The sequence below is a fragment of the Acinetobacter zhairuonensis genome (assembly GCF_022601715.1).
GTDB lineage: Bacteria > Pseudomonadota > Gammaproteobacteria > Pseudomonadales > Moraxellaceae > Acinetobacter.
The window spans coordinates 113,285-139,498 of record NZ_JAKVIM010000008.1 but is presented as its reverse complement, the minus strand read 5'-3'; the positions used below and the strand labels follow the sequence as shown (position 1 = coordinate 139,498).

The 26,214-nt window shown below is 43.7% G+C and carries 26 protein-coding genes; 8 read left to right on the top strand and 18 right to left on the bottom strand.

The window, feature by feature from the left end; all coding sequences use genetic code 11:
- Positions 1-7 precede the first annotated feature (7 nt).
- Both MKI85_RS08505 and MKI85_RS08500 read left to right on the top strand, forming a co-directional pair.
- Positions 8-1,351, top strand: coding sequence for a thioredoxin domain-containing protein (locus MKI85_RS08505; protein ID WP_241626820.1), 1,344 nt, complete (start codon positions 8-10; stop codon positions 1,349-1,351).
- Entirely contained in the window at positions 1,332-1,619 is a 288-nt protein-coding gene (locus tag MKI85_RS08500; protein WP_241626818.1) for a chorismate mutase, read from the top strand. Before MKI85_RS08505 ends, MKI85_RS08500 begins: the two co-directional genes overlap by 20 nt.
- A gap of 135 nt (positions 1,620-1,754) precedes the next feature.
- On the opposite strand, the gene MKI85_RS08495 is transcribed toward MKI85_RS08500, so the two are convergent.
- From MKI85_RS08495 to ribF, 4 genes are all read right to left on the bottom strand, one after another.
- A complete protein-coding gene (locus tag MKI85_RS08495) occupies positions 1,755-2,237 on the bottom strand; it encodes an FKBP-type peptidyl-prolyl cis-trans isomerase (RefSeq protein ID WP_241626816.1) in 483 nt (160 codons plus the stop codon).
- Positions 2,230-2,772, bottom strand: coding sequence for a signal peptidase II (lspA, locus tag MKI85_RS08490; protein WP_241626814.1), 543 nt, complete (start codon positions 2,770-2,772; stop codon positions 2,230-2,232). Before lspA ends, MKI85_RS08495 begins: the two co-directional genes overlap by 8 nt.
- Entirely contained in the window at positions 2,765-5,611 is a 2,847-nt protein-coding gene (ileS, locus tag MKI85_RS08485) for an isoleucine--tRNA ligase (RefSeq protein ID WP_241626812.1), read from the bottom strand. Before ileS ends, lspA begins: the two co-directional genes overlap by 8 nt.
- A gap of 65 nt (positions 5,612-5,676) precedes the next feature.
- Positions 5,677-6,678 carry a riboflavin biosynthesis protein RibF gene (ribF, locus tag MKI85_RS08480; RefSeq protein ID WP_241626810.1) on the bottom strand — a complete coding sequence of 334 codons (1,002 nt, stop codon included), beginning with the start codon at positions 6,676-6,678 and terminating at the stop codon, positions 5,677-5,679.
- A gap of 475 nt (positions 6,679-7,153) precedes the next feature.
- On the opposite strand from ribF, the gene MKI85_RS08475 reads away from it, so the two are divergent.
- The gene (locus MKI85_RS08475; RefSeq protein ID WP_241626808.1) at positions 7,154-7,723 is read left to right on the top strand and encodes a phosphorylase family protein; all 570 of its coding nucleotides are present in this window, start codon (positions 7,154-7,156) and stop codon (positions 7,721-7,723) included.
- Between the two features lie 47 nt (positions 7,724-7,770).
- On the opposite strand, the gene MKI85_RS08470 is transcribed toward MKI85_RS08475, so the two are convergent.
- The 11 genes from MKI85_RS08470 to ubiG all read right to left on the bottom strand — a co-directional run bounded on the left by MKI85_RS08470 (position 7,771) and on the right by ubiG (position 18,215).
- A complete protein-coding gene (locus MKI85_RS08470; protein ID WP_241626806.1) occupies positions 7,771-8,400 on the bottom strand; it encodes a TetR/AcrR family transcriptional regulator in 630 nt (209 codons plus the stop codon).
- Between the two features lie 298 nt (positions 8,401-8,698).
- Positions 8,699-9,505: an ABC transporter ATP-binding protein gene (locus MKI85_RS08465; protein ID WP_241626804.1), complete on the bottom strand. Its 807-nt coding sequence runs from the start codon at positions 9,503-9,505 to the stop codon at positions 8,699-8,701.
- A gap of 10 nt (positions 9,506-9,515) precedes the next feature.
- Positions 9,516-10,331 carry an aliphatic sulfonate ABC transporter permease SsuC gene (gene ssuC, locus MKI85_RS08460; protein ID WP_241626802.1) on the bottom strand — a complete coding sequence of 272 codons (816 nt, stop codon included), beginning with the start codon at positions 10,329-10,331 and terminating at the stop codon, positions 9,516-9,518.
- Positions 10,331-11,506: an FMNH2-dependent alkanesulfonate monooxygenase gene (ssuD, locus tag MKI85_RS08455; RefSeq protein WP_241626800.1), complete on the bottom strand. Its 1,176-nt coding sequence runs from the start codon at positions 11,504-11,506 to the stop codon at positions 10,331-10,333. The genes ssuC and ssuD overlap by 1 nt, the downstream gene beginning before the upstream one ends.
- Before the next feature lie 28 nt (positions 11,507-11,534).
- Positions 11,535-12,530 (bottom strand): aliphatic sulfonate ABC transporter substrate-binding protein, encoded by a 996-nt coding sequence (locus MKI85_RS08450; RefSeq protein ID WP_241626798.1) that lies wholly within the window; start codon positions 12,528-12,530, stop codon positions 11,535-11,537.
- A gap of 418 nt (positions 12,531-12,948) precedes the next feature.
- Positions 12,949-14,301 (bottom strand): amino-acid N-acetyltransferase, encoded by a 1,353-nt coding sequence (argA, locus tag MKI85_RS08445; protein WP_241626795.1) that lies wholly within the window; start codon positions 14,299-14,301, stop codon positions 12,949-12,951.
- A 130-nt stretch (positions 14,302-14,431) separates the two neighbouring features.
- Entirely contained in the window at positions 14,432-14,794 is a 363-nt protein-coding gene (locus MKI85_RS08440; RefSeq protein WP_241626793.1) for an RcnB family protein, read from the bottom strand.
- Positions 14,795-15,059: 265 nt separating this feature from the next.
- Positions 15,060-15,455, bottom strand: coding sequence for an RcnB family protein (locus MKI85_RS08435; RefSeq protein ID WP_241626791.1), 396 nt, complete (start codon positions 15,453-15,455; stop codon positions 15,060-15,062).
- Between the two features lie 576 nt (positions 15,456-16,031).
- Positions 16,032-16,778 (bottom strand): YciK family oxidoreductase, encoded by a 747-nt coding sequence (locus tag MKI85_RS08430; RefSeq protein ID WP_241626789.1) that lies wholly within the window; start codon positions 16,776-16,778, stop codon positions 16,032-16,034.
- 34 nt (positions 16,779-16,812) lie between these two features.
- Complete coding sequence (locus tag MKI85_RS08425; protein WP_241626787.1) at positions 16,813-17,502, bottom strand: HAD family hydrolase; 690 nt, start codon at positions 17,500-17,502, stop codon at positions 16,813-16,815.
- Entirely contained in the window at positions 17,499-18,215 is a 717-nt protein-coding gene (gene ubiG / locus MKI85_RS08420; RefSeq protein WP_241626785.1) for a bifunctional 2-polyprenyl-6-hydroxyphenol methylase/3-demethylubiquinol 3-O-methyltransferase UbiG, read from the bottom strand. Before ubiG ends, MKI85_RS08425 begins: the two co-directional genes overlap by 4 nt.
- 177 nt (positions 18,216-18,392) lie before the next feature.
- Here ubiG and MKI85_RS08415 point away from each other — a divergent pair, with 177 nt between their 5' ends.
- Entirely contained in the window at positions 18,393-19,010 is a 618-nt protein-coding gene (locus MKI85_RS08415; RefSeq protein ID WP_241626783.1) for a thiol:disulfide interchange protein DsbA/DsbL, read from the top strand.
- A 53-nt stretch (positions 19,011-19,063) separates the two neighbouring features.
- Here the strand turns inward: MKI85_RS08415 and MKI85_RS08410 are convergent, their stop codons facing one another.
- On the bottom strand, positions 19,064-19,723 hold the full coding sequence (locus MKI85_RS08410; RefSeq protein WP_241626781.1) for a TetR family transcriptional regulator: 660 nt from the start codon (positions 19,721-19,723) through the stop codon (positions 19,064-19,066).
- A 196-nt stretch (positions 19,724-19,919) separates the two neighbouring features.
- Between MKI85_RS08410 and rph the strand changes: the two genes are divergently transcribed.
- On the top strand, positions 19,920-20,636 hold the full coding sequence (rph, locus tag MKI85_RS08405) for a ribonuclease PH (RefSeq protein ID WP_241626779.1): 717 nt from the start codon (positions 19,920-19,922) through the stop codon (positions 20,634-20,636).
- A 157-nt stretch (positions 20,637-20,793) separates the two neighbouring features.
- Complete coding sequence (locus MKI85_RS08400; protein ID WP_241626777.1) at positions 20,794-20,955, top strand: ABZJ_00068 family colistin stress protein; 162 nt, start codon at positions 20,794-20,796, stop codon at positions 20,953-20,955.
- Positions 20,956-20,964: 9 nt separating this feature from the next.
- Here the strand turns inward: MKI85_RS08400 and MKI85_RS08395 are convergent, their stop codons facing one another.
- Positions 20,965-22,797, bottom strand: coding sequence for an LTA synthase family protein (locus MKI85_RS08395; protein ID WP_241626847.1), 1,833 nt, complete (start codon positions 22,795-22,797; stop codon positions 20,965-20,967).
- Positions 22,798-22,925: 128 nt separating this feature from the next.
- Positions 22,926-23,771 (bottom strand): carboxylating nicotinate-nucleotide diphosphorylase, encoded by an 846-nt coding sequence (gene nadC, locus MKI85_RS08390; RefSeq protein ID WP_241626775.1) that lies wholly within the window; start codon positions 23,769-23,771, stop codon positions 22,926-22,928.
- 169 nt (positions 23,772-23,940) lie between these two features.
- Here nadC and ampD point away from each other — a divergent pair, with 169 nt between their 5' ends.
- Together ampD and murJ are read left to right on the top strand one after the other, a co-directional pair.
- Entirely contained in the window at positions 23,941-24,516 is a 576-nt protein-coding gene (gene ampD, locus MKI85_RS08385; protein WP_241626773.1) for a 1,6-anhydro-N-acetylmuramyl-L-alanine amidase AmpD, read from the top strand.
- A gap of 84 nt (positions 24,517-24,600) precedes the next feature.
- Positions 24,601-26,151: a murein biosynthesis integral membrane protein MurJ gene (murJ, locus tag MKI85_RS08380; RefSeq protein ID WP_241626771.1), complete on the top strand. Its 1,551-nt coding sequence runs from the start codon at positions 24,601-24,603 to the stop codon at positions 26,149-26,151.
- The last annotated feature ends 63 nt before the right edge of the window (positions 26,152-26,214 follow it).

Sequence of the window (26,214 nt, the reverse complement as noted above, 5' to 3'; positions counted from 1 at the left end):
GCAACTCATGTCACTGTTACGCCGTTGGTTCGATCCGATCCGATCGAGATGGTTTTATCAAAAGCCAACTCGTCAAGAGGTATTGCCCACGGAACATGGATTAAATATTCATCTACGCTTGGATGATGTCTACAGTTATCTGGCCGTACAGCAGTTGCCGCAATTAGAAGAAATTTTGAGTGATGAACTCAAGCCTTTGAAAGTCATTATTTCCAGCCAAATACCTGAGCCGCCGAATCAAATGTCGGCGCAGGAATGGCAACACTACTGCCTGAATGACGCACAGATTTTATCGAAACAACATCGTTTTAGTTTCCATGAAACCCCTGAACAACCACCACAAGAAGCGATTGCACAAGCAGAAACCATTCTAAGAAACACTCCGCTGCAAGGGCAGGACTTCCTGTATTTACTGGAAGATGTCTTTCATATGCTGTGGCAAAAGCAATATGGAAAATTGCGCACCTTATATGCCATGGCGAGTAAACATCATCAGGAACAGCACTTACCAGAACGGGTGTTTAATGATGATGCCGTGCTGGCGAGCTATTTTGAATTTTCGGATCGTAAATATCATGCAGTCGATGATCTGCTACGTTTAACCCGCCGTTTAAAGCAACAAAAATTACTGACGGGTAATCCCATCTTCCTGATTAATCATATTGAATGGCGCGAGCATTTAATTAGTGATGCTGAGGAACTGAATGAAATTCAGGCGCTTGATCCAGAATTGGACTTATATATCGCACTAGAAGACCCGATTTCGTGGCTACTGTTGGCGTATATTAAAGAGGAATTGGCTGCTTATTATAATATTCAGTTAACGGTCTATCCGCTGAGTTATCAGGGACGGGACTGGTTTGACTGGAGTCTGGCGACTCGGTTATCTAAGCGTACCGAGGTGGCATTTACCCCTTTCTGTCGTCCAACCAAAGAAGCCACCTTTGCCATGGCACAGTTGTATTATAGTGTGCCCGAAGAACAGCGTATCGAAGCGATGCATCGCATTTTGCAGGCGGTGTGGACCCAAGGTAAGGATCTTTCTTTTAAGGCGCATTATCTGGAGCTACAACGCGAGTTGGGCTTAGAGCCACAGGATGTAAAACATGAGGATATTCAGGCTCAGCTGAAAGAAAATGATGTACTCTGTGAAATGAAGTCACAACCTGACTTTCCTGTACTGGAATTACGGATCGATGGGCAAAGCTATACATTTAATAGTCTATATCGGGTTTGGATGATTGAAAGTATTTTTAGTAATGTGTTAGAAGAAAAATATAAAATTGAAAACGAAGCGGATTACTCCCGCTCCATACCAGAAGATAAAACCAATGCAGAAAGAGAAATGTGAGTCACTCGAGCAAGTTCGAGACAAAATTGATGTGATTGATCAGCACCTGATTGAACTGATTACTACCCGCCAGTTTTATGTGGATCAGGCGGTGCGTTTTAAACGGACGGAACATGAAGTGCAATCCCCAGAACGGGTCGAGCAGGTGATTGCCAAGGTTCGAAAACAGGCCACACAACAGGGGACTGATCCCGATTTAATTGAACAGATTTATCGGGAAATGATTCAGCATTTTATTCGCCGTGAACTCAAAGAAATTCGCCCTTAGTTGACGCTTAATCGACTATGCGTTGAAGAATGCAATGCCCTGATTGAAGTTAAGGCAAATCTTTCTACTTAGCATTTGAGTATAAAAAAACCCTTCGTATGTGAAGGGTTTTTTTATTGCTGTAAAAGCTCGCTTTTACATGAATTTCACGCCTTGCTGACCCGCAGGGGTGACTTTGAAGATTTCCACTTCAAAGGTAATATTTTTACCCGCCAATGGATGATTAAAATCCACTTCGGTAATGTCATCACCGACAGTCTTAACGACGCCATACAGGCTTTGTTTGGCTTTGTCTTCAAATTCGATCATGTTCCCTTCAACAGGACGCTGTTCAAATTTCACGGTGTCAAACTTTTGCACGTTTTCAGGATTCCAAGGTCCAAAAGCATCTTCTGGTGGAAGACTGACAGTACGACGGTCACCCGCACGTAAACCAAACAGGGCTTTTTCAAAACCAGGGAGTAAACTGCCATCGCCCATGACCAAGCTGACAGGTTCAGCACGGCTACGGGTATTGTCAATTTCTACACCATTTTCAATGGCAACGGAAAAATGAAGATCGACTTTTGAACCTTGTTCAATGCGGGTCTCTTCATTCGGATTAATAATTTCATTCATGGTGTTGCGCATCCGCACGTTGAATTCGATGTTTTTCTAGGAAAAACGTATCTATGAGCAGCAAAATGGTACCCAAGGTAATCGCACTGTCGGCTAGGTTAAATGCAGGGAAATGACTATTGTTGTAATAGACATGAATAAAATCGACCACATAACCCAAGGTCACGCGATCAATTAAATTTCCTACAGCACCCCCTAAAATCAGGGCAATTGCCATTGGCAAAATGGTGACGCTCTTCGGCATTCGCATGAGCCAAAATACGAAAATCACCGAAACCAAAGCTGCAAGTGAGGTAAAGAAATAACGTTGCCAGCCGCCTGCATCGGACAAGAAACTAAAGGCTGCGCCATAGTTATGCAATAAAGTCCAATTTAAAAAAGGCAGCACAGGTACCGGATCTGCATAATTCAGATGCGTTGAGGCAATCCACTTGGTCCATTGATCTAACACAATCGCCAAAATAGATAACCCCACCCACAGCAAATTGTGTGGGTAGAATTGAAACAGGCCCGCTTTCTGTTGTGGATTAGGCATATTTTCTCTCTTCGCCTTGACCAGTAGGGAGGTTAATAATACAACGAGAGCACAGACCTGGATGTTCATGATGTGTATTCACATCAGGCAGAACATGCCAGCAGCGCGCACATTTTTCACCTTCCGCAGCAGAGACTTTTACGCGTAAACCGTCTAGATCAGATTCCTGACCTTGGGCAGCATCAAAAGCATAAACATGGACTTGTGACGTGATCAGAACGAAGCGAAGTTCATCACCTAAACGATCCAATACTGTTTTCAGTTCTTCATTCGCCCAAAGTTCGACTTTGGCAGACAGGTTAGAACCGACTAATTTTTCGTTACGTGCGACTTCAATATGTTTGTTTACGGCAGATTTCACCGTAATCAGGGTTTGCCAATCGGCTTCTGACAACAAGTTCGCCGTTGATGCGACTGGAATGGCATACCACTCTGAAGTGAACACATATTTCTCAGTTTGTTCTGGGATGAGCGGCCATGCTTCTTGTGCAGTAAAGCTCAAGATTGGCGACATCCAACGGACAAAAGCCTGCACCAAGTGATAAAGCGCAGTTTGAGCCGAATGACGCGCTTGAGAATCCGCTTTGGTGGTGTACTGACGATCTTTGATGATGTCGAGGTAGAAACCACCCAAGTCGTTAATACAGAAGTTGGTCAAGGCATTGGTGACGATATGGAAGTTCATATCTTCATAGGCTTGTTGAATAGTTTTCTGTACATCAGCCGCACGTTGCAAGATGTATTGATCCAATGCGATCAATTGATCTACAGGCAGGGCATCCGTCGATGGTTTGAAACCATTCAAGTTCGCCAATAAGAAACGCAAGGTATTACGAATACGACGGTAACCGTCCGATGCACGGCTAAAGATTTCTTTACCTGCGGTCATTTCATAACGGTAATCGGCAGATGCAATCCAGAAACGTAAACCGTCTGCACCCATATCTTTAATGATGTCTTGCGGAGTAATGATGTTGCCTAAAGACTTCGACATCTTACGACCTTTCTCATCCACCACGAAGCCATGGGTCAACAAGCCTTTGTATGGCGCGCGTTGATTGATGGCAACAGAGGTCAACAATGAAGACTGGAACCAACCACGGTGCTGGTCTGAACCTTCAAGGTACAAATCTGCTGGATCGGTCAATTCTTCACGCTCACGCAGGACTGCATAGTGCGTTGTGCCTGAGTCGAACCAAACGTCTAAGGTGTCACGTACGCAGTTGTATTGCTCTGCTTCGTCACCGATAAAGTCTTTCGCGTCACGGTTGTACCATGCGTCAATGCCTTCTTGTTCGATCAGTAAAGCCACTTCTTCAATCAGCTCTGCTGTGCGTGGGTGCAATGCATTGGTGTCTTTATGCACGAAGAACGGGATTGGCACACCCCAAGTCCGTTGACGTGAGATACACCAGTCTGGACGACCTTCGATCATGGCTTGAATACGGTTTTTACCCCAATCAGGCACGAAGCTGATTTCATTTTCAATCGCATTCAATGCGCCTTGGCGCAAACCTTTGGCATCCATGCTGATAAACCATTGTGGTGTCGCACGGAAGATGATTGGAGTTTTGTGGCGCCAGCAGTGTGGATAGCTATGTTTGATTGGCTTATGTGCCCACAGTTTGCCTGCTTCGCTTAACGCCACAATGATTTGTGGGTTGGCTTTGTAAATATGCTCGCCTGCAAAAATTGGTGAGTTAGGTAAGTAGACGCCGTTACCGCCAACAGGATTGTCCACTTTTAAGTTATAGAGTAAGCCAACTTTATAGTCGTCCACACCATGACCTGGGGCAGTATGCACCGCACCTGTACCGCTGTCTGCAGTCACATGCTCACCCAAAATCACAGGGATTTGGCGTTCTGCGATAAGTGGGTGTTGCAGGCTGACATGCTCAAGTTTATTGCCGGTGAATTCAGCCAAGACTTCAACGCTGTTAAAACCATAACGTTCCGTTGCAGATTCAACTAAGTTTTTCGCCAAGATAAAGTTTTGTGGCTCTTTTTCTTCACCACGCGCTTTGACTAACTGATATTCAAGTTCAGCATGTAATGCAACCGCTTGGTTGGCAGGCAAAGTCCAAGGGGTTGTGGTCCAGATCACGATGTCTGTGCGATCAGTAACTTGTACGCCTAAACGTGCAGAAAGGTCTGCCAAATCCACCACGCTGAAACCAACATCAATCGCGTCAGATTTCTTGTCTTCGTATTCAACTTCTGCTTCAGCCAGTGCTGAACCACAGTCCAAACACCAGTTGACTGGCTTAAGTCCTGGTTCGATATGACCCGCTTTGGCAATCGCACCGACAGAACGCACGATATCCGCTTCTTGCTTGAAGTTCATGGTCAAGTAAGGATTGTCCCAATCCCCAAACACACCCATACGTACGAAGTCTTTTTTCTGTAATTCGACTTGGGTGTAGGCATATTCACGGCAGGCTTTACGGAAAGTTGAAGCATCAACTTTTACGCCAACTTTGCCGACTTTTTCTTCAACTTTCAGTTCAATCGGTAGACCATGGCAGTCCCAGCCCGGCACATATGGCGCATCGAAACCATCCAGCACACGGCTTTTAATAATAATGTCTTTCAGGACTTTGTTGACTGCATGGCCCAAGTGGATCTGACCATTGGCATACGGAGGACCATCATGCAGCACATATTTTTTCTTACCAATACGCGATGCGCGAATCTGCTGATAAATGTTGTCGGCATACCACTCTTCTAACCATTTTGCTTCACGTACTGCGAGGTTTGCCTTCATTGCAAATTCAGTACCTGGGAGGTTTAGTGTGGCTTTATAATCCACTGCATTTTCAGGAGTTTGCTTATCGCTCATGCAAGATATCTTCCAATTTAATCAGCTTTGAGACTGACGCGTTTTACATAAAAATAGGATGGTGTTTAAAAGGGAAAGGTTGGGTTGTTGTGACGAAACTCAAGTAGTTTCTCCACATCATCATCAATTCCCGCTTTGAGTGCTTCCAGCGAAGGGTAGTTCTTTTCACCATGTAAATAGTTCAAGAAAGTAACCCGCATTAACAAGCCATACAGATTAGCAGAAACATTGGGGAAATGTACTTCTAATCGCCATTCTGGATGCTCTTGTTTGATGGCAGGTCGGGTGCCGACATGCCCTGCACCAAACAAAGCTGTTGCCTGATAACCCACAACTCCTTTTTGTTCTGGGTGATCTTGCACAACTTTGTCTTGTAAAGAAGTGGTTTCACAAATGACATCCACACCATAAATACCGTTCAAACAAGGTTTATGACGGTTTAAACGCACATTAATGGTTGGAAAGTCGAGGGTACGTCCAATTTGGTCGCCATATTGGACACGACCAGTAATACTGTAGGGACGTCCCAGTAATTTCGCGGCAAGAGCTAAATCACCTGCTTGCAAGGTTTGGCGAATGCGGGTTGAACTGACACGTTCTCCATTTAAGGCAATGGTGCTTAAATTGGTCACTTGAAAACCGAAGCTGCGCAGATATTCACTATTGCCTTGGCGATTCTTGCCAAAATGGAAATCATCGCCCAGTACCAAATGCGCTGCATTGAGTTGCTGCTTGAGTAAATCGGCAAACGCTTCGGCGCTTAAACCACGGAAATACTGATCAAATTTGGCAACGGCAATATAGTCCACACCCAGCTCAGTTAAATATTCGACTTTTTCACGCAGTGAGCTGATTCGAGGAGGCGCTTCATAGCCTTGGAAAAATTCTAGGGGTTGCGGCTCAAAGATCATGACCAAAGTTTTGAGTTGTTGTTGTGCAGCAACTTGCTTCAGTTGCTGGATCATGGCCTGATGCCCCAAATGTACACCGTCAAAATTACCAATAGTCACAGCAGTTTTGGCTAATTGAAAGTCTGGCGCTAAAGCATTCAGGCGGAGCAGCTTCATGGGCTAATCAATAAATGAAAAATAATCAGGCTTATATATTGCCATATTCTGCTCGTTTCGTCTTGTTGTTGTGTTTTTACCCAGAAAAATTTATGAAAGCAGTCAATAAGAATAATTAAAAATGATTTTAAAATTGAAAATTAATCAGAATTGCTTATTTTTTAGGTCTGTATGATCAAGGAAACTACTTAATCGGGGAGTTGTCCAATATAAAAGTCCTTTTATCACGTGCCTGATCAGAAATTGATAATGACGGATTGGCTGATATGGAACCAATTGGTGCTGTTTGCTGTCGAGGAAGAAGATAGCGCGTTCAGTATGTCATTTTTTCTTTCCTTGCTTATGCCTTTATTCAGAGTAGAAGTAGCGAATGAAGCATGATCTAGGGAAGTTATATGATCCGTGGATATGATTGGAATTTGCGCCTCGTCTGATTTTGATTTTTAATACTAGTGTTTTCTTTTGAGTAGCTGCGATGAAATCTTCTTTGGCGCTGATTATGGCTTTACCCAATGAGTCTAAAGGCTTGTTTGAACAGGCACAGATTGATGTGCATTACAGTGGTATTGGTAAAGTCAATGCAGCATTTAAAGCCTTTGAAGTGATTCAGGCAACGGGCTGTAAAACCCTGCTAAATTTAGGTAGCGCAGGCAGTTCCCATTTTGAACGCCACGCCTTGGTTGAAGTGACCAGCTTTGTACAACGCGATATGGATGTGTCTCCACTGGGCTTTGAAGTGGGGGTGACGCCAATGGATCAGGATCATCCTGCGGCCATTGATTTAGAACCCTATTTTGCCCATTTACCGAAAGGTATTTGTGGCACAGGCGACAACTTTGAAATTGGTCAGCCGAAAGTACCGTGTCATTTGGTGGATATGGAAGGCTATGCCATGGCCAAAGTCTGTAAAAAACTTGGGGTACGCCTAATTTCGGTGAAATATATTACCGATGGTGCAGATGATGCAGCACATATTGATTGGGAAGAGAATCTGATGCTGGGAGCGAAAAAGTTATTGTCGCTCTATCAGTCTTTAGAGGCTTAACTGATTTGGCGACCATAGTGATCTATGGTCGTATGCCAAAATCTAAATCAGGATGCGATGTTTTGCTCGCGTGGTAAAATACCGTACAACATCATATGCACGGTATGTTGAATCACCCGTTGTTGCATACTGCGGTTGCGCAAGGTTTTACCTGTGACCATTTCCATCTGTGTTGAGAAGTCGGCATAGTTTTGCGTTACTGCCCAAATATTCAGAATCAACAATTCAGGATCAATGTCTGCAGAAATTTTACCTTGCTCTTGCCACATGATGATCACTTTGGCTTTGCGTTTCACCAGTTTTTTCAGTGGACCTTTCAGGATCTCTAAAATATGTGGTGCACCTTGAATAATTTCTAAAGCAAATAAACGCGAAGCTTTCGGTTGTGTACGCGACAGCTCAATTTTTTGCAATAAGTAATTGGTGATCGCTTCCGTCGGCTCTAATTCTGCTTCCAGCATTTGTAGAGGCGCTAACCATTTTTGTAAAACTGTTGTTAGCACTTCGACATATAAGGCTTCTTTATTTTCATAGTAATAGAAAATGTTCGACTTATGCATTTCTGCAAGTTGAGCGATTTCATCTAAACTAGCCCCGTTAAATCCATATAAGGAAAAAACATCAAGTGCGGCATTCAGCAATTGATGGCGCTTTTGAGTACTCTTTTTTTGTTCCATTCGTCGCTTAAAAAATTCAGGGAAGGGTAAATTGTACGGCAAATCAGCAGATTTGTGCATCAAGAAATCAGCTAATTTGATGAAATAGCATATTTTCGGGATGAAAAAACAGTGCGCTATTTCACATTCATTCTCTTGAAAAAATTAAATAGACAGATGTATAGAAAAACGCATCAATTTGGGTCGTTTTCCTAGGTAAATATGACATTTTTATGACAAAGTCGTGGCTGCATGTGATGGGCTTAGTGTTGTGAGGTTTGCTCCAATCTTCAATTGTGGACTGGAGCAAGAGTAGGGATCAGGTTGCCAAAACCGCATTCAGGACTTGCTGTTCCAGTTCAGCAAAGGGAATATTTTTTTCACGCGGACGTGGCAGATCCACCTGAAATTGCCGTGCGATATGCCCCTGATCCAGCAAGATAATACGATTTGCCAGTTGTACAGCTTCGCTAACATCATGGGTGACCAAAATGGCGGTAAAGCCTTGTTCCCGCCATAATTTTTCAATCAGGTTCTGCATTTCCAGACGGGTTAAAGCATCCAGTGCACCGAGCGGTTCATCCAGCAATAACACACGTGGTTGATGGGACAGGGCACGTGCCAGTGCAGTACGCTGACGCTGACCACCTGAAAGCTGCGAAGGCCAAAGCCCTACTTTTTCTTTTAAGCCAACTTTTTCCAGTAATGCTGTGGCATGCGCATGTGCGCTTTTATCCAGTCCAAGATGGACGTTTTGTTCAATGCTGCGCCAAGGTAACAGGCGTGGGTCTTGGAACATCACGCGGATGTCATCACTGGTGATGCCTTCACGTAAATGGCGTGCCGATTTAAATTTGATTTCACCATAACTGGGCTGTTCCAGATCAGCGATCAATCTTAATAAGGTACTTTTGCCGCAGCCACTACGCCCGACAATCGCGAGGAATTCTCCAGGTTGAATGTGTAGGTCTAAATCTTCCAAGACTTTGACCTCACCATAAAACTTGTGTAGTTGTTCAATCATGATTTCAGCACCCAGCACGGCATCTGGTTGAATATCTGCTTGTCGGGATTTTGGCTGTTGCAGGCGCTCGGCAACATGTTGCCCAATACTTAAGTCAGTCATGTTCTACTCCTTATTTTTGATAGCCAGGGTGCCAGCGCAATAAATATTTTTCTAAGCTCACCGCAAGTACATCTGCCAACTTACCCAATAGGGCATAGAGTAAGATGCCGACCAGAACTACATCAGTCTGTAAAAACTCTCGGGCATTCATGGTCATATAGCCAATGCCTGCTTGGGCGGAAATGGTTTCCGCGACAATCAATAACACCCAAACTAACCCAAGGGAAAAGCGTAAGCCGACCAAAATGGAGGGCATCGCCCCAGGGAGAATAATATTTTTATACAGTTCCCAACGGCTGAGTCCGTAGCTTTTACCCATCTCAATCAGTTGTGGGTCAACCGAACGAATGCCGTGGTAAGTATTAATATAAATCGGGAAGAATACCCCAACGGCCACCAAGAACAGTTTGGCTGTTTCATCAATCCCGAACCAGAGAATCACTAATGGAATCAAGGCTAAGGCAGGAATATTGCGAATCATTTGTAAGGTGGTATCGAGGAGGGTCGAGGCGGTTTTAGAGGAACCGTTCAGGAGTCCTAAAAGCAAACCTAAGCCGCCGCCAATCGCCAGTCCGAGTAAGGCTCGTCCCGCGCTGACTTTGACATGGTGCCAGAGTTCACCGCTGATCAGTAAGTGCCAGAAGGCACTCACTACTGCTGTGGGTGCAGGTAGAATTCGACTTTGCAGTAGACCTGTACTGGAAGCAATTTGCCAGACTAGAATCAGCAAAAAAGGGAACAACCAAGGCAGCAAGCGCTGCCCAATTTTTGTTCCACGTGAAACTTTCCGCTTCGGGAAAGTTTCAGCTACAGTTATTTTGGACATTAGGCCGGCTCCTGAATGGGGCGAGATACTTCGCTTTGATTCGGCACATAATTGTTCGCAACAATTTCTCCAAATGGTCCGGTTAAATTAGGTTGCGACAATTTCTTACGGGTTTCGAGTGGCAAAAGTGGGAACACCAGTTCGGCAAAGCGAATCGATTCTTCCAAATGCGGATAGCCTGAGAAAATAAAGGTACTAATCCCCAAATCGGCATATTCCTGAATCCGATCCGCTACGGTTTGCGGATCACCGACCAGCGCTGTTCCCGCACCGCCACGTACCAGCCCCACACCTGCCCATAGGTTTGGATAGACTTCGAGTTTGCTACGGTCGCCATTATGCAGTTCCGCCATGCGACGTTGCCCGACAGAATCCATTTGTTTGAATTTTTGTTGTGCTGCTGCAATGGTCGCGTCATCCACATATTGAATCAGCTCATTGGCTGCTTTCCATGCTTCCGCATTGGTTTCACGGACAATCACATGTAGTCGAATACCATAGTTAAGCTGTCGTCCTTTCGCAGCGGCTTTGGCACGGACATTTTCAATTTTTTCTTTGACTGCTGCCGGTGGTTCACCCCAAGTTAAATAGGTATCGACTTGTTCGGTTGCTAGTTCAACCGCAGCGTCGGATGAACCTCCAAACCACAGTGGGGGATAGGGCTGTTGTATCGGTGGATAGAGCAGCTTGGCATCATCGACTTTCAAGTGTTCCCCATGAAAACTGAAGGATTCACCTGTATGCGAGCGGGTCAGAATTTCACGCCAGATTTGAGTGTATTCACTGGCAGTTTCATAACGCGAAGCATGGTCTTCATAAATGCCATCACCTCTCAGTTCTTGTTCATCTCCACCCGTCACCAGATTGAGCAACACGCGCCCATTGGACAAGCGGTCGAAGGTTGCTGCCATACGTGCAGCCAATGCAGGCGTGGTGACCTCTGGGCGGAGTGCCACTAAAAACTTCAAGTTCTTGGTTGCATCAATCAAGCTGGCGGCAGTTATCCAAGGATCTTCACATGAACGTCCTGTTGGAATCAGCACCCCTTCATAACCTAAGTTGTCCACGGCAACTGCTATTTGCTTCATATAAGCATGATCAACTTGGCGTGCGCCTTTGCTGGTGCCTAAATAACGACTGTCACCATGGGTGGGAATAAACCAGAAAATTTTCATTATCAATATCCTTCTATTTTTTTGCAGATTAGTGAGTTTTAGGTGCCGCCCAAATGGTGGTTTGAACTTGAATATTTTTCGGAATCAATTGAACCTGCTGGAATAGGTCTGCAATCTGCTGCTGTGCCTGTACCACTTCCGGTGTTAAAGTTTTAATCGGGGACGGTTTTAGGCGCTTATCAATCACACGCTGGGCAATTGAGCTTTCTAAACCTGTACTTTGCGTATACACGCTTAACGCCTGTGGCTGATTTTTCAAGACCCACTGATCCGCCTGATTCAAGCCATGTAAAAACTGCGATGTAGCTTGCGGGTGAGCGGCAATAAATTTGGGATTGCCAATATAGAACGAATAGGTTTTCGGGAAAGCCGTCCCGTCAATCAGCACTTGGGCATGTGCATCTTGCTCGGCAGCACTGAGGTAGGGTTCCCAAATGGCCCAAGCATCAATAGACTGTTTGTCAAATGCTGCCCGGGCGTCTGCAGGGGGGAGCCAAATCGGTTGAATGTCCTGCCAGCTCAAGCCCGCTTTCTGTAAAATTTTCGCCAATAATTCATGCGCGCTCGAGCCTTTTTGTACCGCAATGCGTTTGCCTTTCAAATCTTGAATCGAGTGAAGGGTACTCCCTTTAGGGATCAGCAAGGCTTGCGAGTTGGCAGGCACCAGTTCATAACCGACATAACTTAAATCTTTACCAGCAGCTTGAGCGAAGATCGGTGGAGTATTGCCTACAGCACCAAAATCAATCGCACCCACTGCCAATGCTTCCAGCATTTGTGGTCCCGCAGGGAACTCTTTCCATTCAATTTTGGCTTGCGGAAATTCTTGTTCAAACAGTTTCTGCTGACGTGCGACTAACAAATTCAGGGATGATTTCTGGTAGCCAATTGACAGGGTATCCACCGCTTCGGCAGTGTTTTGCGCTGCCGCATCAGTTTGACTCGATTCGGACTTTTGGCATGCGCTGAGCGCAAGGCTGAGTGCGCTAATACCAACGAAAGTTATTGTTTTAAGTGCGTTCATTCTGCTGTTACTCATTGTTAGGCATGTGTACTGATGATGAGCAGATACGCTATAGGGCTTTCTTTAGCGAAAAAAATAAGAAATTAGGGATTAATCATGCAAAAAAGAGATAAATCAAAAATTTGCAAAAGATTGCAAAAAATGTGATTTATACAATTAACTCTGAATTGGTTTTGTTTTTTAATAAATGTTTGAAAATAAATTATTTATATTGATTTTATTGTGGTGAAAATAAGTAAATCATATTTAAGCATAAGCGGACTGGTATATTGTAATCATAAAGTCAGATATGGTTAGTGAAAATTTAGCTTTCGCTGAATGACGACAGGGTGCAAAGAGAACAACAAGATAAATCTAAGGTATATGCCAAGGTGGTTTTTCGAGCAACTTGGCACATGAATAAGTCAAGAGGCGGGGATTAAATCCGTTTTTTAAACACCAAGGAATTGCGTTGATAGTTATAAAGGGCTTGGCGTGCATTGGGTAATTCATCGACATTGGCGGTTTCGAAGCCATGTTCTAAAAACCAGTGCGCCGTGCGAGTGGTGAGCACAAATAATTGCTGTATGCCCAGACTACGCGCTTTATCTTCCAAATAATGCAGGATTTGGCTGCCACGGTTGGACTTACGATAACTCGGATGTACCGCCACGCAGGCAATTTCGGCAGAGTGTAACTCACCCTGTTGTACAGGAATTGGGTAAAGCGCTGCACAGGCGAGAATCATGCCGTCTCGTTCAATCACGGCAAACTGTTCGATTTCTGTTTCCAGTCGTTCCCGAGAGCGATAGACCAAAATGCCATCTTCTTCCAGTGGACGCAGTAAATTGATTAAACCGCCTACATCCTGAATATTCGCCATGCGCACATCTTCATAATGCGCATCCGTCACCATGGTGCCTGAACCATCGCGGGTAAATAGTTCTTCGAGTAAAGCGCCATCATAGGTATAGGAAATCAGATGCACGCGATGCACGCCTTTCAGTGAGGCAGTTTGTGCGCTGCGTAACTGTTGCGCCAGTTCAGGATTTGTGTCTTGATGCTGGGCAATGTGCTGATCCAATCGCTGTGGCGTAACCTCTCGTAATAATTGACCTTGGGCATTTTGCAAACCATGTTGCTTGCCCAGAAAAATCAACTTATCTGCTTTTAAGCTAATGGCGGTTTTGGTCGCCACTTCTTCAGCAGGCAAATTGAAGACTTCTCCTGTGGTGGAGTAACCGACAGGACCGAGCATGACGATATTGTGTTGTTGTAGGTGTTTTTGAATGGCATCAGTATCGACACTGCGCACTTCACCCGTGAGCTGGAAGTCAATGCCATCTCGAATGCCATAGGGTTTGGCGGTAATAAAATTGCCCGAAACCACATCGATGCGCGCACCGTACATCGGGGAATTGGCTAAACCCATGGACAGTAAAGCTTCGATTTGCAGGCGAATCGAGCCGACAGCATTCATGACACAACCCAAAGACTCGCGGGTGGTAATGCGACGGTGCTGATGAAAGGGCGTACTCAGTCCGCTACTTTTGAGGTTCTGATTGATTTGTTGACGCGCACCATGCACCAGAATCAGCCGAATGCCGAGGGAATTGAGTAAGGCAATATCATGGATAATATGTTGAAAGTTTTCATGTTGTACCGCTTCACCATCAAACATGATCACGAAGGTTTTGTTGCGGTGTGCATTGATGTAGGGTGCAGAATGTCGAAACCAGTGCACATACTGTAAGGTTGTGCTTTGTGAAGCATCGTTCGAATTCGCTTGCATGCCTATCTCAAAAATTTGAATCAATAGTCGATTTTAATCAAAAAAATGCCAGGTGAACAATCTTAGATAAAAAAACACCTTAACTTGCGTTAAGGTGCCGAGGGAAGGGAATTCAAGCGAGCCTAAATGATTAGCTGATAATGTGCAGAATGCGATTGTTACGCTCATTCACTAGCACGTAATCACCATTAATTTTGTACCATTGTTGATTGCGTGCAGGTTTGTGCAAGCGTTTCGCATCACGATAATTTACGGCATAACGGGAAGAGTCATAACCACGTGGTAGGGTCTGACCGACACGCCAATCACGGCTTGGGTTGATACGTTTATATCGGTTGTCATTCCAGCGACCATCTTCTTTTTTCCAATCATGGTCGTGATGTTCGGCATGGTAGCGGTCATCATAACGATGCTCATAAGCTGGCGCTGCAATTGCAGATGCGGTCACGGCTGTACCTAAAGTAAAAACAAGTGCTGAAACTAATTTATTCATGATCTACCTCAATGTTTCTTTATATCTTTTCGATGAGATCAAGATAGCGAACAACAGCAGAGAAAAAATGAGAGCACTATTATACAAATGTGAATTTGATGAAGAAAAAAAGAAGATTGTAAATGCGCGTCGCACAAGGGATACACGCAAATCAGGCGATCAAACGCGACAAAGTTGCGCGATGAATCGTCAAGCTGTAGACATAAAAAAGCCAGCCTAGGGATGAGCCAGACTGGCGGAAAAATTAAAGAAAATTGCTACCTGCTTAATCGTTCACAATACGCAGAATATCGTTATTGCCTGAATCAATTAAAATGTAGTCATTGTTGATTTTGTACCATTGTTGATTGCGTGCAGGTTTAGGCAAGTTATGTTCTTTATATCCGACTTTGTAACCATTGCCACGATAATGCTGCGGCATGACATAACCTGTTTGCCATTGATGCTGCTGTAGACGTTTCACCCCGCGTTCTTCACGCATGCGGCGTTTGTCTTGAATACGTTCATCATTTTGATCAAAATCACGGAAGTCGCGCCCCTTACCTTGATTATTGCGCGGATGGTCACCCCCACGATTATCAAAGTGGGGTGCAGCAGAACTCAGGCTGCTTGCCATCAATGCACTGAAAGAAATGGTCAATATTGCCATCATCTTCTTCATGTTGACCCCTCGTTATCGATGTGTTCATTTCACAGTTCTTAATGTACGAAAAAAATGCAGAGAAACTGTGAAGGAATTGGATTAATTCTTTAAAAAAATAGATAAATTAAGAATATTATCCATGAAATCATTCAGTTTGGAAATCTTTCTAAAGCGGCAAGTTCTGCTGGTGAGTACATTCAACTCGGGCAAAGTGTACAGAGATTAAGCTTAGGACCTAGATTTAATAAAGATTTACAAGGTCAAAAAACACTTAATTCTACTGTTCAACCAGATGCTGCAAGCCATCTATAACTATCAATGATAGCATGTGCTTGCTGTGCATTATCCAAGGCGTGTATCAGCGTTTCAGGGATTGAATGGAACGCATCAGTTTAACTTTGTACTGTAAATCAGTCATGAAAATGTCCCCTTAAGATGTACTGCTGAGAAGGTCTGCGCAGTTTAGGTAAGCCCTTTTGATTTATAAAACCGAATATAATTATTAAATTAATAAAATGAAGTGATTGTTGGGATGAAAAAAATCCTCTACTCGAAGAGGATTTTTTAATCTGTTCAGCTCAAGTCTTTAGTTGATCAATCTTGTGCATCAATACTTTGTCCACTCATATGCAGGCTGTCGTCGCCCATTAAATATAAATAAGCAGGCATGATTGATTCTGGCGTTGCCAAGGTTTTTGGATCTTCATCTGGATAAGCTTTGGCACGCATTGCCGTGCGGGTTGCACCAGGGTTAACGCAATTGAAACGGACATTCGGATGCTGATTTTCTTTGGCAAATAGTAAGCTTACGGCTTCAATCGCAATTTTAGAAACCGAATATGCACCCCATCTTTCTCGCACCTGACGACCAACGCCAGAACTGGCAAAAACGACTGAAGCATGTTCAGACTTTTGCAGTAGGGGGAGTAGTTCCTGCGTCAAAATGAAGGGCGCACGCAGGTTCACGGCCATGACATCATCCCAAACATCAATTGGGTAATTCTCCAGTTCTGTACGTTCACCCAAGATGCCCGCATTATGCAAAATGCCATCCAGACGACCAAATTGCTTTTCTAAGGTGTCATACAGCAGTTCATAATCGCGCGGTGAAGCACTGGACAATTGCAGCGGTAAAATTGCAGGTTGTGGTGCACCTAAACTTTCAATCTCATCGTAAAGGACTTCCAGTTTATTCAGGGTACGACCATGTAACACCACGGTCGCACCATGTAGTGCATAGCTGAGTGCGGCAGCACGACCAATGCCATCGCTAGCCCCAGTAATTAAAATGATGCGATCTTTAAGCAGATCTGGGCGAGGTTGATATTCAGAATATTTCATGGTCACCTCCTTCTTATTTTTTACTTGATCAAGTTTATGTATTTATAGCATTGTTGAGCGTAAGTTTTTGTTGAATCACGTGTTGTAATTCGGTCACGTTGTTCACAATACAATTCGCCTGCCATGCGGCGAGGTCATCTTTGTGCGCCAGTGGTAAATAGCCATATGCTGCCAAAATCGTGTACATTTGGGCATTACGACCGGCATCAATATCACGTGGGTGATCACCCACATAAATACATTGTTCCGCAGGCAGTTGCAATTGCTTTGCTGCCAGATACATCGGCTCAGGATCAGGTTTGGTCTTGCTGACATCTTCAGGACAGACCAATACCGCACAGCGTTCAGTCAGATTCAGTGCAGCTAGTAAAGATTCACTCAGTCCGCGGGGTTTATTGGTGACAATCCCCCAAGGAATGTTCTGCAGTTCCAATTGTTCCAATAAGGGATACATCCCTGCGAACAGGTCGGTATCCACCGCAATATCTGCGCCGTACAAATCCAGAAAGCGTTGGCGATGTGCCAGAAAAACAGGATCATCCACCGCAAGTTCGGGATAGACCAGTTTGACCATGGCACGTGCGCCTTCAGAGACTTGGGTGCGAATCAACTCGGCCTCGACAACCTCACGTCCCTCATCGCGGCACATGCCTTGAATAATGCGAATAAAGTCCGCTGCGGTATCAATTAAAGTGCCATCTAAATCAAACAGAACGGCTTTCATTCTGTACCTGCTTTCACGGTATAAACCATGTAGTTGACATCGACATTCGGTGCTAGCCAGTAGCGTTTGGTCAATGGATTGTAGTGCAGACCTGTCATATCTTTCAGATTTAAGCCTGCTTGACGAATATCGTGCGCCAACTCAGATGGCTTAATAAATTTATGATAATCATGCGTGCCTTTGGCCAACATTCTTAAAATGTATTCCGCACCAATAATCGCAAACAAATAGGCTTTCGGATTACGGTTAATGGTCGAGAAAAACACGTGTCCACCTGGTTTGACCAAGGTTTGGCAAGCTTGAATAATGGAGGCTGGATCGGGCACATGCTCCAGCATTTCCATACAAGTCACCACATCGTATTGCCCCGCTTGTTCTTTGGCTAATTCTTCAACAGGCACTTGGCGGTATTCAATATTTTGCACACCTTCTTGTTCCGCATGGATGCGTGCCACATTGAGAGGAGCCACGCCCATATCAATGCCTAGCACCTCGGCACCACGACGCGCCATACTTTCAGCCAAAATACCGCCACCGCAGCCCACATCGAGGACTTTTTTTCCTGCTAGACCATTGACCCGTTCATCAATCCAGTTGAGGCGCAGCGGGTTGATTTGATGTAAAGGTCGGAATTCAGAATGCTGATCCCACCATATAGCAGCGAACGCTTCAAATTTGGCAATTTCTTGCGGATCAACATTTAATTGCGACATTAGCGCCACCTCAATCAAGTTGTTTTCATATAAAGATCAATACGGCTAGTGTAGCGTTAATTCTAAAAAAAGCGATAAAAGCAGTAAAAAAGTTCACAGAAGGAAAACGAAATCGACTAAATTGTTTTATAGTTTTCGCATAAGCTCATCATAATGATTTAGAGGACAACAAACGCAATGAAAAAATTCCTTTTGGGTAGCCTTGCAACGGCCGTATTTGCATTTTCTGGTAGTGTTATGGCTGCGGATTTTGTGGCAGGGAAAGACTACACTGTAGTTGCAAACCCAGGCAAAGTTGAAGTGCCAGGAAAAATCGAAGTGCGTGAATTCTTTTGGTATGGTTGCCCGCACTGCTTTAAATTAGAACCGCATATGCAAACCTGGTTGAAGAACATTCCAAAAGATGTGCGTTTTGTACGTACGCCAGCAGCCATGAACCCAATCTGGGAGCAGGGTGCACGTGGTTACTATGTATCTGAAGCATTGGGCGTGCGCAAAAAAACGCATTTACCATTGTTCCATGCGATTCATGTGAATGGTCAACAGATTTTTGATCAGCAATCTCAAGCAAAATTCTTTAGCAAATACGGTGTACCTGAAGCTAAATTTAACAGTATGTTTAACTCCTTCCCAATCACTTCAAAAGTCGCACAATCACAGCAATTGGCGAGACAATACCAGTTAACGGGTGTGCCTGCAGTCGTCGTGAATGGTAAGTATGTCGTGCAAGGTGAAGATGCGAAAGTCACGCAAGTGGTGAGCTACTTGGTCGAGAAAGAGCGTAAAGCCAAATAAGATCTAACACGAAAAAAAACCTGCATTGTTGCAGGTTTTTTTATGCATCATGATCAAGTATTTTTTACAACATATGCTGGTTGAACATGGGCAATACCCCCAAATAAAAGCTGAATTTGGCGTTGGGTTTGTTGTTTAAACTGTAATTGTTGTGCTGAATCGATTTCGGTCTTGCCCTGAAGACTAAGGTTGATCCATGACATCGCCCAATTCAAAGATTGGTTAATCAAAATACTGGCTAAACTATGCAAATCCTGCGAGGAATAGAGGTGTTGTGGCAGTTTGACTTGACTTAAATCATGGCTAAGGTCATCAATCAGAGAATCAATTTCACGCGCGATCGCTTGTCGTAACACGGGTGAACCTCCCCAACGTTCAGCACTGAAAAAGATCCACCATTCAGGGTGTTGCTGTACTGAAGATAAAAAATGACTGAGATGCTCGTCTATATTCGCATCAGGCTGAAACAGCGTGGCGAGTTTGAGTTGATGTAACACGCGTTTTAGTTGCAAGGCAACCCGATCAACCAGTTCTAAACCCAATTGATCTTTGTCTTGGAAATGTCGATAAAAAGCCGCAGGAACCAATCCGACTGTACGGGTGATTTCTCTCAGGCTCATGCTGCTAAAGGAAAGTCCAGATGAACTTAAACTTAAAGTGGCATCCAAGAGCGCTTGGCGGCTTTGTTGTTTGCGCTCATCTCTTATCGACATAATAGCACTCAGCAGGGTTTGACTGAGTTTAACAAATTTATTGCTGATAAAAACAGCATCTTGCGATGTCTTAAACTGCTGTTTGAATTCTCCGTCTCGGAGTTTTTTAACGTCCGTTTTACAGATATACCATTTGCTTCGAGAGCATCTGCTATACTTGGGCGCAACGAATTTCAGTCAATCTTAAAGGCGAATTATGCGTATCGACCAACGTACTCTAGATCAATTACGTGATGTAAAAATTACACGCAATTACACACGTTATGCCGAAGGTTCTGTACTGGTTGAATTTGGCCATACCAAAGTGCTGTGTACGGCCAGTATTGATAATTCTGTACCTCGTTTCCTGAAAGGCAAAGGGCAAGGTTGGGTCACCGCGGAGTATGGCATGTTGCCACGTTCAACCCATACCCGTAGTGACCGTGAAGCGGCACGTGGCAAACAGTCAGGTCGTACCCAAGAAATCCAACGTTTGATTGGTCGTAGTTTACGCGCCATGGTGGATTTAAAGAAATTGGGTGAAAACACCATTACCATCGATTGTGATGTGATTCAGGCGGATGGCGGTACACGTACTGCAGCGATTACAGGTGCAGCGGTTGCTTTAGTCGATGCAATGAATGTTTTGCTGGAACAGAAGAAAATTAAGCATGATCCATTAAAAGGTTTGGTTGCTGCGATTTCTGTTGGTATTTTCAAGGATGAAGTCTTACTGGATTTGTGTTACGAAGAAGATTCAAACTGTCAGACCGATTTGAATGTGGTGATGACACAAGCAGGGGAATTCATTGAAATTCAAGGTACTGCGGAAGATAAACCGTTTACCCGTAGCCAAACTAATGCCATGTTAGAAATGGCTGAAGCAGGCATTCAAGCATTGATTCAAAAGCAGCAAGAAGCATTAGGCTGGTAATGCGCTTGATGGTTTAAGCATAAAAAAGCATCCTACAGGGTGCTTTTTTTATTACAAAACCTAATCAAATCAAGACCAATCCATAACAGGCACTTAATTGTATCGTCAAGATCATACTGTAGACTGCATGCCATCAATTTTATTGGAGCAGGCTGCTATGGCTCAATTTTTTATCCTCTTTTGCGCAGTGGTGACCTTTGTCATTATGGCATGTGATCCACGTCCTGCTGAATTCAACCAAACAGCTTCTGCATGGAATAAATCAGAAAAAAATGAAGTGATCAACCAAGCCACCCAAAAAGAGTCATCGAAGTTATAAAGCTTTATCCTACTTTTTCGCTAAAAGCTGATAAGTATGATTTTTACCATTTAACACATCCATATTTAAATCTTTATATTGATTCAGTAGTTGAGGATGTGGGTATTTACATTCAGGATTTAGCTCGACGCCTGTTTGATGGATGGCACTGTAGCAAGAATTCACTTCCTGAATAAATTGATAATAAGGCGGAAGTGGTAGCTGGGCAGCAGTTAGCACTTTGGGTGCAAGAAAGTGGGCTGCAATATTCTTTTGCTGGAACAGGCTACGATCGATCGGGTAGTTACTCCAAACAGCCAATGGCGTACTGAAAAATTTCACATCTTTCTTTTCGGCTTTTTCTTGCTCTGAAGCAAAGAAATGATAGTCATCATATACTTGACCTAAGCTTGGTAAATGATCTCCAAAGAAAATCACAATAGTTGGACGTTCAACTTGTTTTAAATCTTGGATTAATTTCGTGACATGTTGATCGGCACGCTGCAAGCCCGTGAGGTAGGTATTCAGTTGGCGTTTTGAGGCGTCGCTGAGACCCTCTTGCTTAATGTTGAAATGATCTTTACCGTAGCGATCATCATTGTAGCTAAAGTGGTTTTCTACTGTAATCGCGTAAATAAATTGTGGCTGCTTAGTATGTGTGAGCTGGCTACGAATATTTTGATAGAGTAGTTCATCTGTTGCCCAACCACCTTGATTGATATATTTGGCACGATCTTGTGAACTGATCATATTCTCTAAAGATGTAAAGCGATTAAAGCCTAAATTTGTATAAACTGAGTTTCGATTGAAAAAAAACTTGCCATTATTATGCATGGCCGTGGTGTCATAGCCCAAGCTACTTAAATACGTGGCCAGGGAATAAGTTGGACGCTTCAGCTTGGAAACATACATTAACTCATTATGATTCAAGTAAATATTGAGACTAGTGAGTACCTCAAACTCAACATTCGCTGTACCGCCACCAAAACTCGGTGAAAGCAGACTTGCAGTTTGATAGCGATCAAGGGTAGGGGTAATGTTCTGTGGAATACTTTTGCCTAACTGACGGGCATCCCAATGCGCCTCACTCATGATCATCACAATATTCGGTTGTTGTTCAGTAGGTGAAGTGGCAGTCGTTGTTTGGCTAAAAGTTGTATACAGGGCTTTGATGGTTGGCTCTGGAATATTTTCTGTAAACAGTTGGGTATTTAAGCTATCTATGGATTTGGAAAAGAAAAAGGGGATAAAACCAATTTTTTGAATGGTCAGATGGTCACCAATCCAATCACCTCTAGTATTGGGAAAAGCTTGTTGATATTTACATAGCCAGCTTTGAGGGGATTGCTGACAAAAATGACCAAAGTTATTACTAAAGTTGGCGCTAATCAAAAATCCAAGCCCCAATAGTGATAATAGTGCATTCGAAAAAAAGAGCCGCTTTTTCTCAAGGCGCTCTTTACGGTAAAGGAACACCATTAGTGCAATACATAAGGTAACGCCTGTGAGCACCGAAAATTTGAGTAACCAAGGCGCGACAATAAAGGTTTCTTTAATCAGTAAGAAATCACTGGGCACTAGACTGGCAGATAAGTATTTTTCTTTTTGTTCATTGATAAAAATCAGCAATAAGAAAATAAATTGGCTAAAGAAAAGAGTAATAAATGTTTTTCTAAACAATAAGTAAATAAAGGAAATGAGTGCGTAATTAATTAACACTGAAATCACGATTTTTGCGCCATTTAAGTGAAAATATATTTCTGGATTTTTTAAAATTTTCGGTAGAGCTGGGTATAAGCAAAAAAGGGCTACCGATACCAGTGCAATCAGCAAAAATAGAATTTGCTGTTTCCAGATATTTATAACAGCCGCTATGGGGGAGAAAAGTTAGCTCGGAATTATAGAACTTTCGAGATAATTTTCAATCGACTTAATGTGTATGGAAAATAGGCGATCAAGCTAAATGTTGATCGCCGATGTTTGGAGGAAAATTAGCCATTAAAACGCATGGATAAATCAATCGCTTTGACATCTTTGGTCAGTACACCCATTGAAATATAATCAACACCCGTTGTGGCCACTTGGCGTAAATTTTCAATGGTAATATTACCCGAAGCTTCCAGTTTACAGCGACCTGCTACATGCTGAACCGCATCAATCATTTGTTGTTGACTAAAATTATCCAACATCACAATATCCGCTTGGGCTTCAAGTGCTTGGTTCAATTCATCCCAAGTTTCAACTTCCACTTCTACAGGTTTACCTGGTGCAATTTGATGGGCTTTGGCAATCGCCTCAGCAATTCCACCTGCCGCCATAATGTGATTTTCTTTAATTAAAAAGGCATCAAACAGACCTAAACGGTGATTTTGACCACCACCGACTGCAACTGCATATTTCTGCGCAATACGTAAACCAGGGATGGTTTTGCGAGTGTCTAGAAGTTTGGTATTTAAGCCATCCAGCTGTTTAACATAATCGGCAGTTTTGGTCGCCACTGCCGAAAGAGTCTGAATAAAGTTCAGTGCTGGACGTTCAACCGTTAGTAAACTGCGTGCGGAACCTGCAAGCTTTAAAAATGCTTCATTGGCAAGAACCGTATCACCATCTTGTTTTAACCAAGTGACTTGGACTGAAGCATCAAAGGCCTGAATTAAGGCATTGACCCATGGTTGACCCGCTAAGATCATGTCTTCGCGGCTAATGATGGTTGCCGTCGCTTGCTCATCTTCAGGGGTCAATAAAGCCGTAATATCCCCATCCCCAATATCTTCTTGGAGTGCTTGTTGAATATTGATTTGAATTGATTGTTCAAGCAACGCTGGAGAAATGCTCATAGTCTTTCCGTGTCTTTTTTAACCCATGAAAATTGCGCGTTATCTTAACACTGTTCTGCTGTAAATAGATTTGTTCTGTGCAGTTTATTCTGTAGATTTGAGATTTCGTGATGAAAGTTTTAGCATGGTGCACATACCGATTAACCCTCCATAAAATTAGGAATGGATTATGCAGCAGGCTCCATCTTTTCAGGTTGTCGATGGTCAACTCATCGGTGCGACACAAATTCCATCGCCTAATTTTAATCAGCGACCAGAGACAGCCCAAATTGAACTGGTGGTGATCCACAACATCAGTTTGCCGCCGTCACAGTTTGGCGGAGGCTATATCCAGCAATTTTTCCAGAACCAGCTGGATCCGAGTGTGCATCCCTATTTTGAAACTATTAAAGAACTCAAGGTTTCGGCGCATTTGTTGATCTTACGTACGGGCGAGGTACTGCAATTTGTGAATTTTGCGCAACGTGCTTGGCATGCAGGACGTTCAGCTTATTTGGGGCAACAGGAATGCAATGATTATTCGATTGGGATTGAGTTAGAGGGCAGTGATGATACTGCTTTTGAAGAACAGCAATATCAGGTTTTGGCACAAGTGATTGTGAGCTTGCAGCAAGCTTATCCTGCAATTCAACAGCATTTGGCTGGGCACTCCGATATTGCGCCAGGGCGTAAAACGGATCCGGGTCCTTTCTTTGATTGGGGCAAGTTACGTAGCTTGATCCAACAGATCAAGCATGCAAAATAAAAAGACATTTCCGTTGAGATTAATCATTTAACAACGATTTTCTTTCACAAGTTTCATTACAATAGCGACTAATTTTTTTACTGGGTGGTAACGATGGCGCTTTGGCGATCGACCTTTATTGTCAGTGCAATGACCATGTTGTCTCGCGTACTTGGTTTAGTCCGCGATATTGTCTTGCTCAATGTATTTGGTGCAGGTAAGGATTTCGATACGTTCGTCGTCGCTTTCCGTATCCCCAATTTTTTTCGGCGCTTATTTGCGGAAGGGGCGTTTTCACAAGCTTTTATTCCTGTACTAACGGAATATAAAACCAGTAAGACACACGCAGAAGTCCAGATTCTCATCAGTCGAGTGTTTGGTGGTTTACTCACTGTGATGACCTTGCTGACCTTTATTGCGATGGTCGCTGCGCCTGCAGTTTTGTATATTTATGCGCCAGGTTTCCACTCAGATCCAGCGAAATTTGATCTGGCGGTGAGCATGTTCCGCCTCACTATTCCCTATTTAATGTTCATGTCACTGACGGCTTTTGCCAGTAGCATTCTGAACAGTTATGGATCTTTTTCAACGCCTGCATTTGCTCCTGTTTTACTCAATGTTGCAATGATTGCAGGGGCATGGTGGCTCACACCGTATATGGCTCAGCCGATCATGGCATTGGGTTGGTCGGTGGTTGCAGCAGGGGTATTGCAGCTTGCGATCCAGATCCCAGAATTGTGGCGCAAGAATTTATTGATTCCACCAAAGGTCGACTTTAAACATGAAGGGGTCGATCGCATCATGAAGTTGATGTTGCCTGCCTTATTCGGTGTTTCAGTGACCCAAATCAATTTATTGCTGAATACCATCTGGGCATCCTTTATGCAGGATGGATCGGTGTCATGGCTCTATAGTGCGGAACGTATGACCGAGTTGCCGCTCGGGTTGATTGGTGTGGCGATTGGTACCGTCATATTACCGTCTTTGTCGGCACGACATGCGGAACAGGATCAACATAAATTCCGTGGCATGATGGACTGGGCTGCGAAGGTGATAGTCATGGTTGGGCTACCTGCCAGTATTGCGTTGTTTATGCTGTCGACCCCGATTATTCAAGCCTTGTTTCAACGTGGTGAATTTACCTTAGAAGATACGCAAATGACAGCACTGGCTTTGCAGTGTATGAGTGCTGGGGTAATTTCTTTTATGTTGATTAAAGTCTTTGCACCTGGTTTCTATGCCCAGCAAGATACCAAAACCCCAGTCCGGGTCGGTTTAATGGCAGTTGCAGCAAATGCGATTTTAAACGTCGTGTTTATTGGTTTCTTTAAACTGATTGATTGGCATGCCGAACACATGGCATTGGCATTGGCATCTTCAGGTTCGGCGTTGGTGAATGCAGGTATGCTGTATTTCTATTTGCATAAACGTCATATCTTCCGTTTTGGTCCACATTGGAAAAAACTGTTTTTACAATATGGAGTGGCTAATATCGTGATGATTGCTGCTTTGGCTTACGGTTTAACTTGGTATGATGGCACAGTGTCACAATGGATGCGTGTTGCTGAAGTGATTGGCTTATGTGTACTTGGGGTTGCGGCTTACCTGATCGGATTAATCTTAATGGGCTTCCGCCCACGAGATATTCGACCATAAGCGATTGACGATTTACAGAAAAATCTAGTTTAGAGTTTTAAAAAAAGGGGACTGAAATCAGTC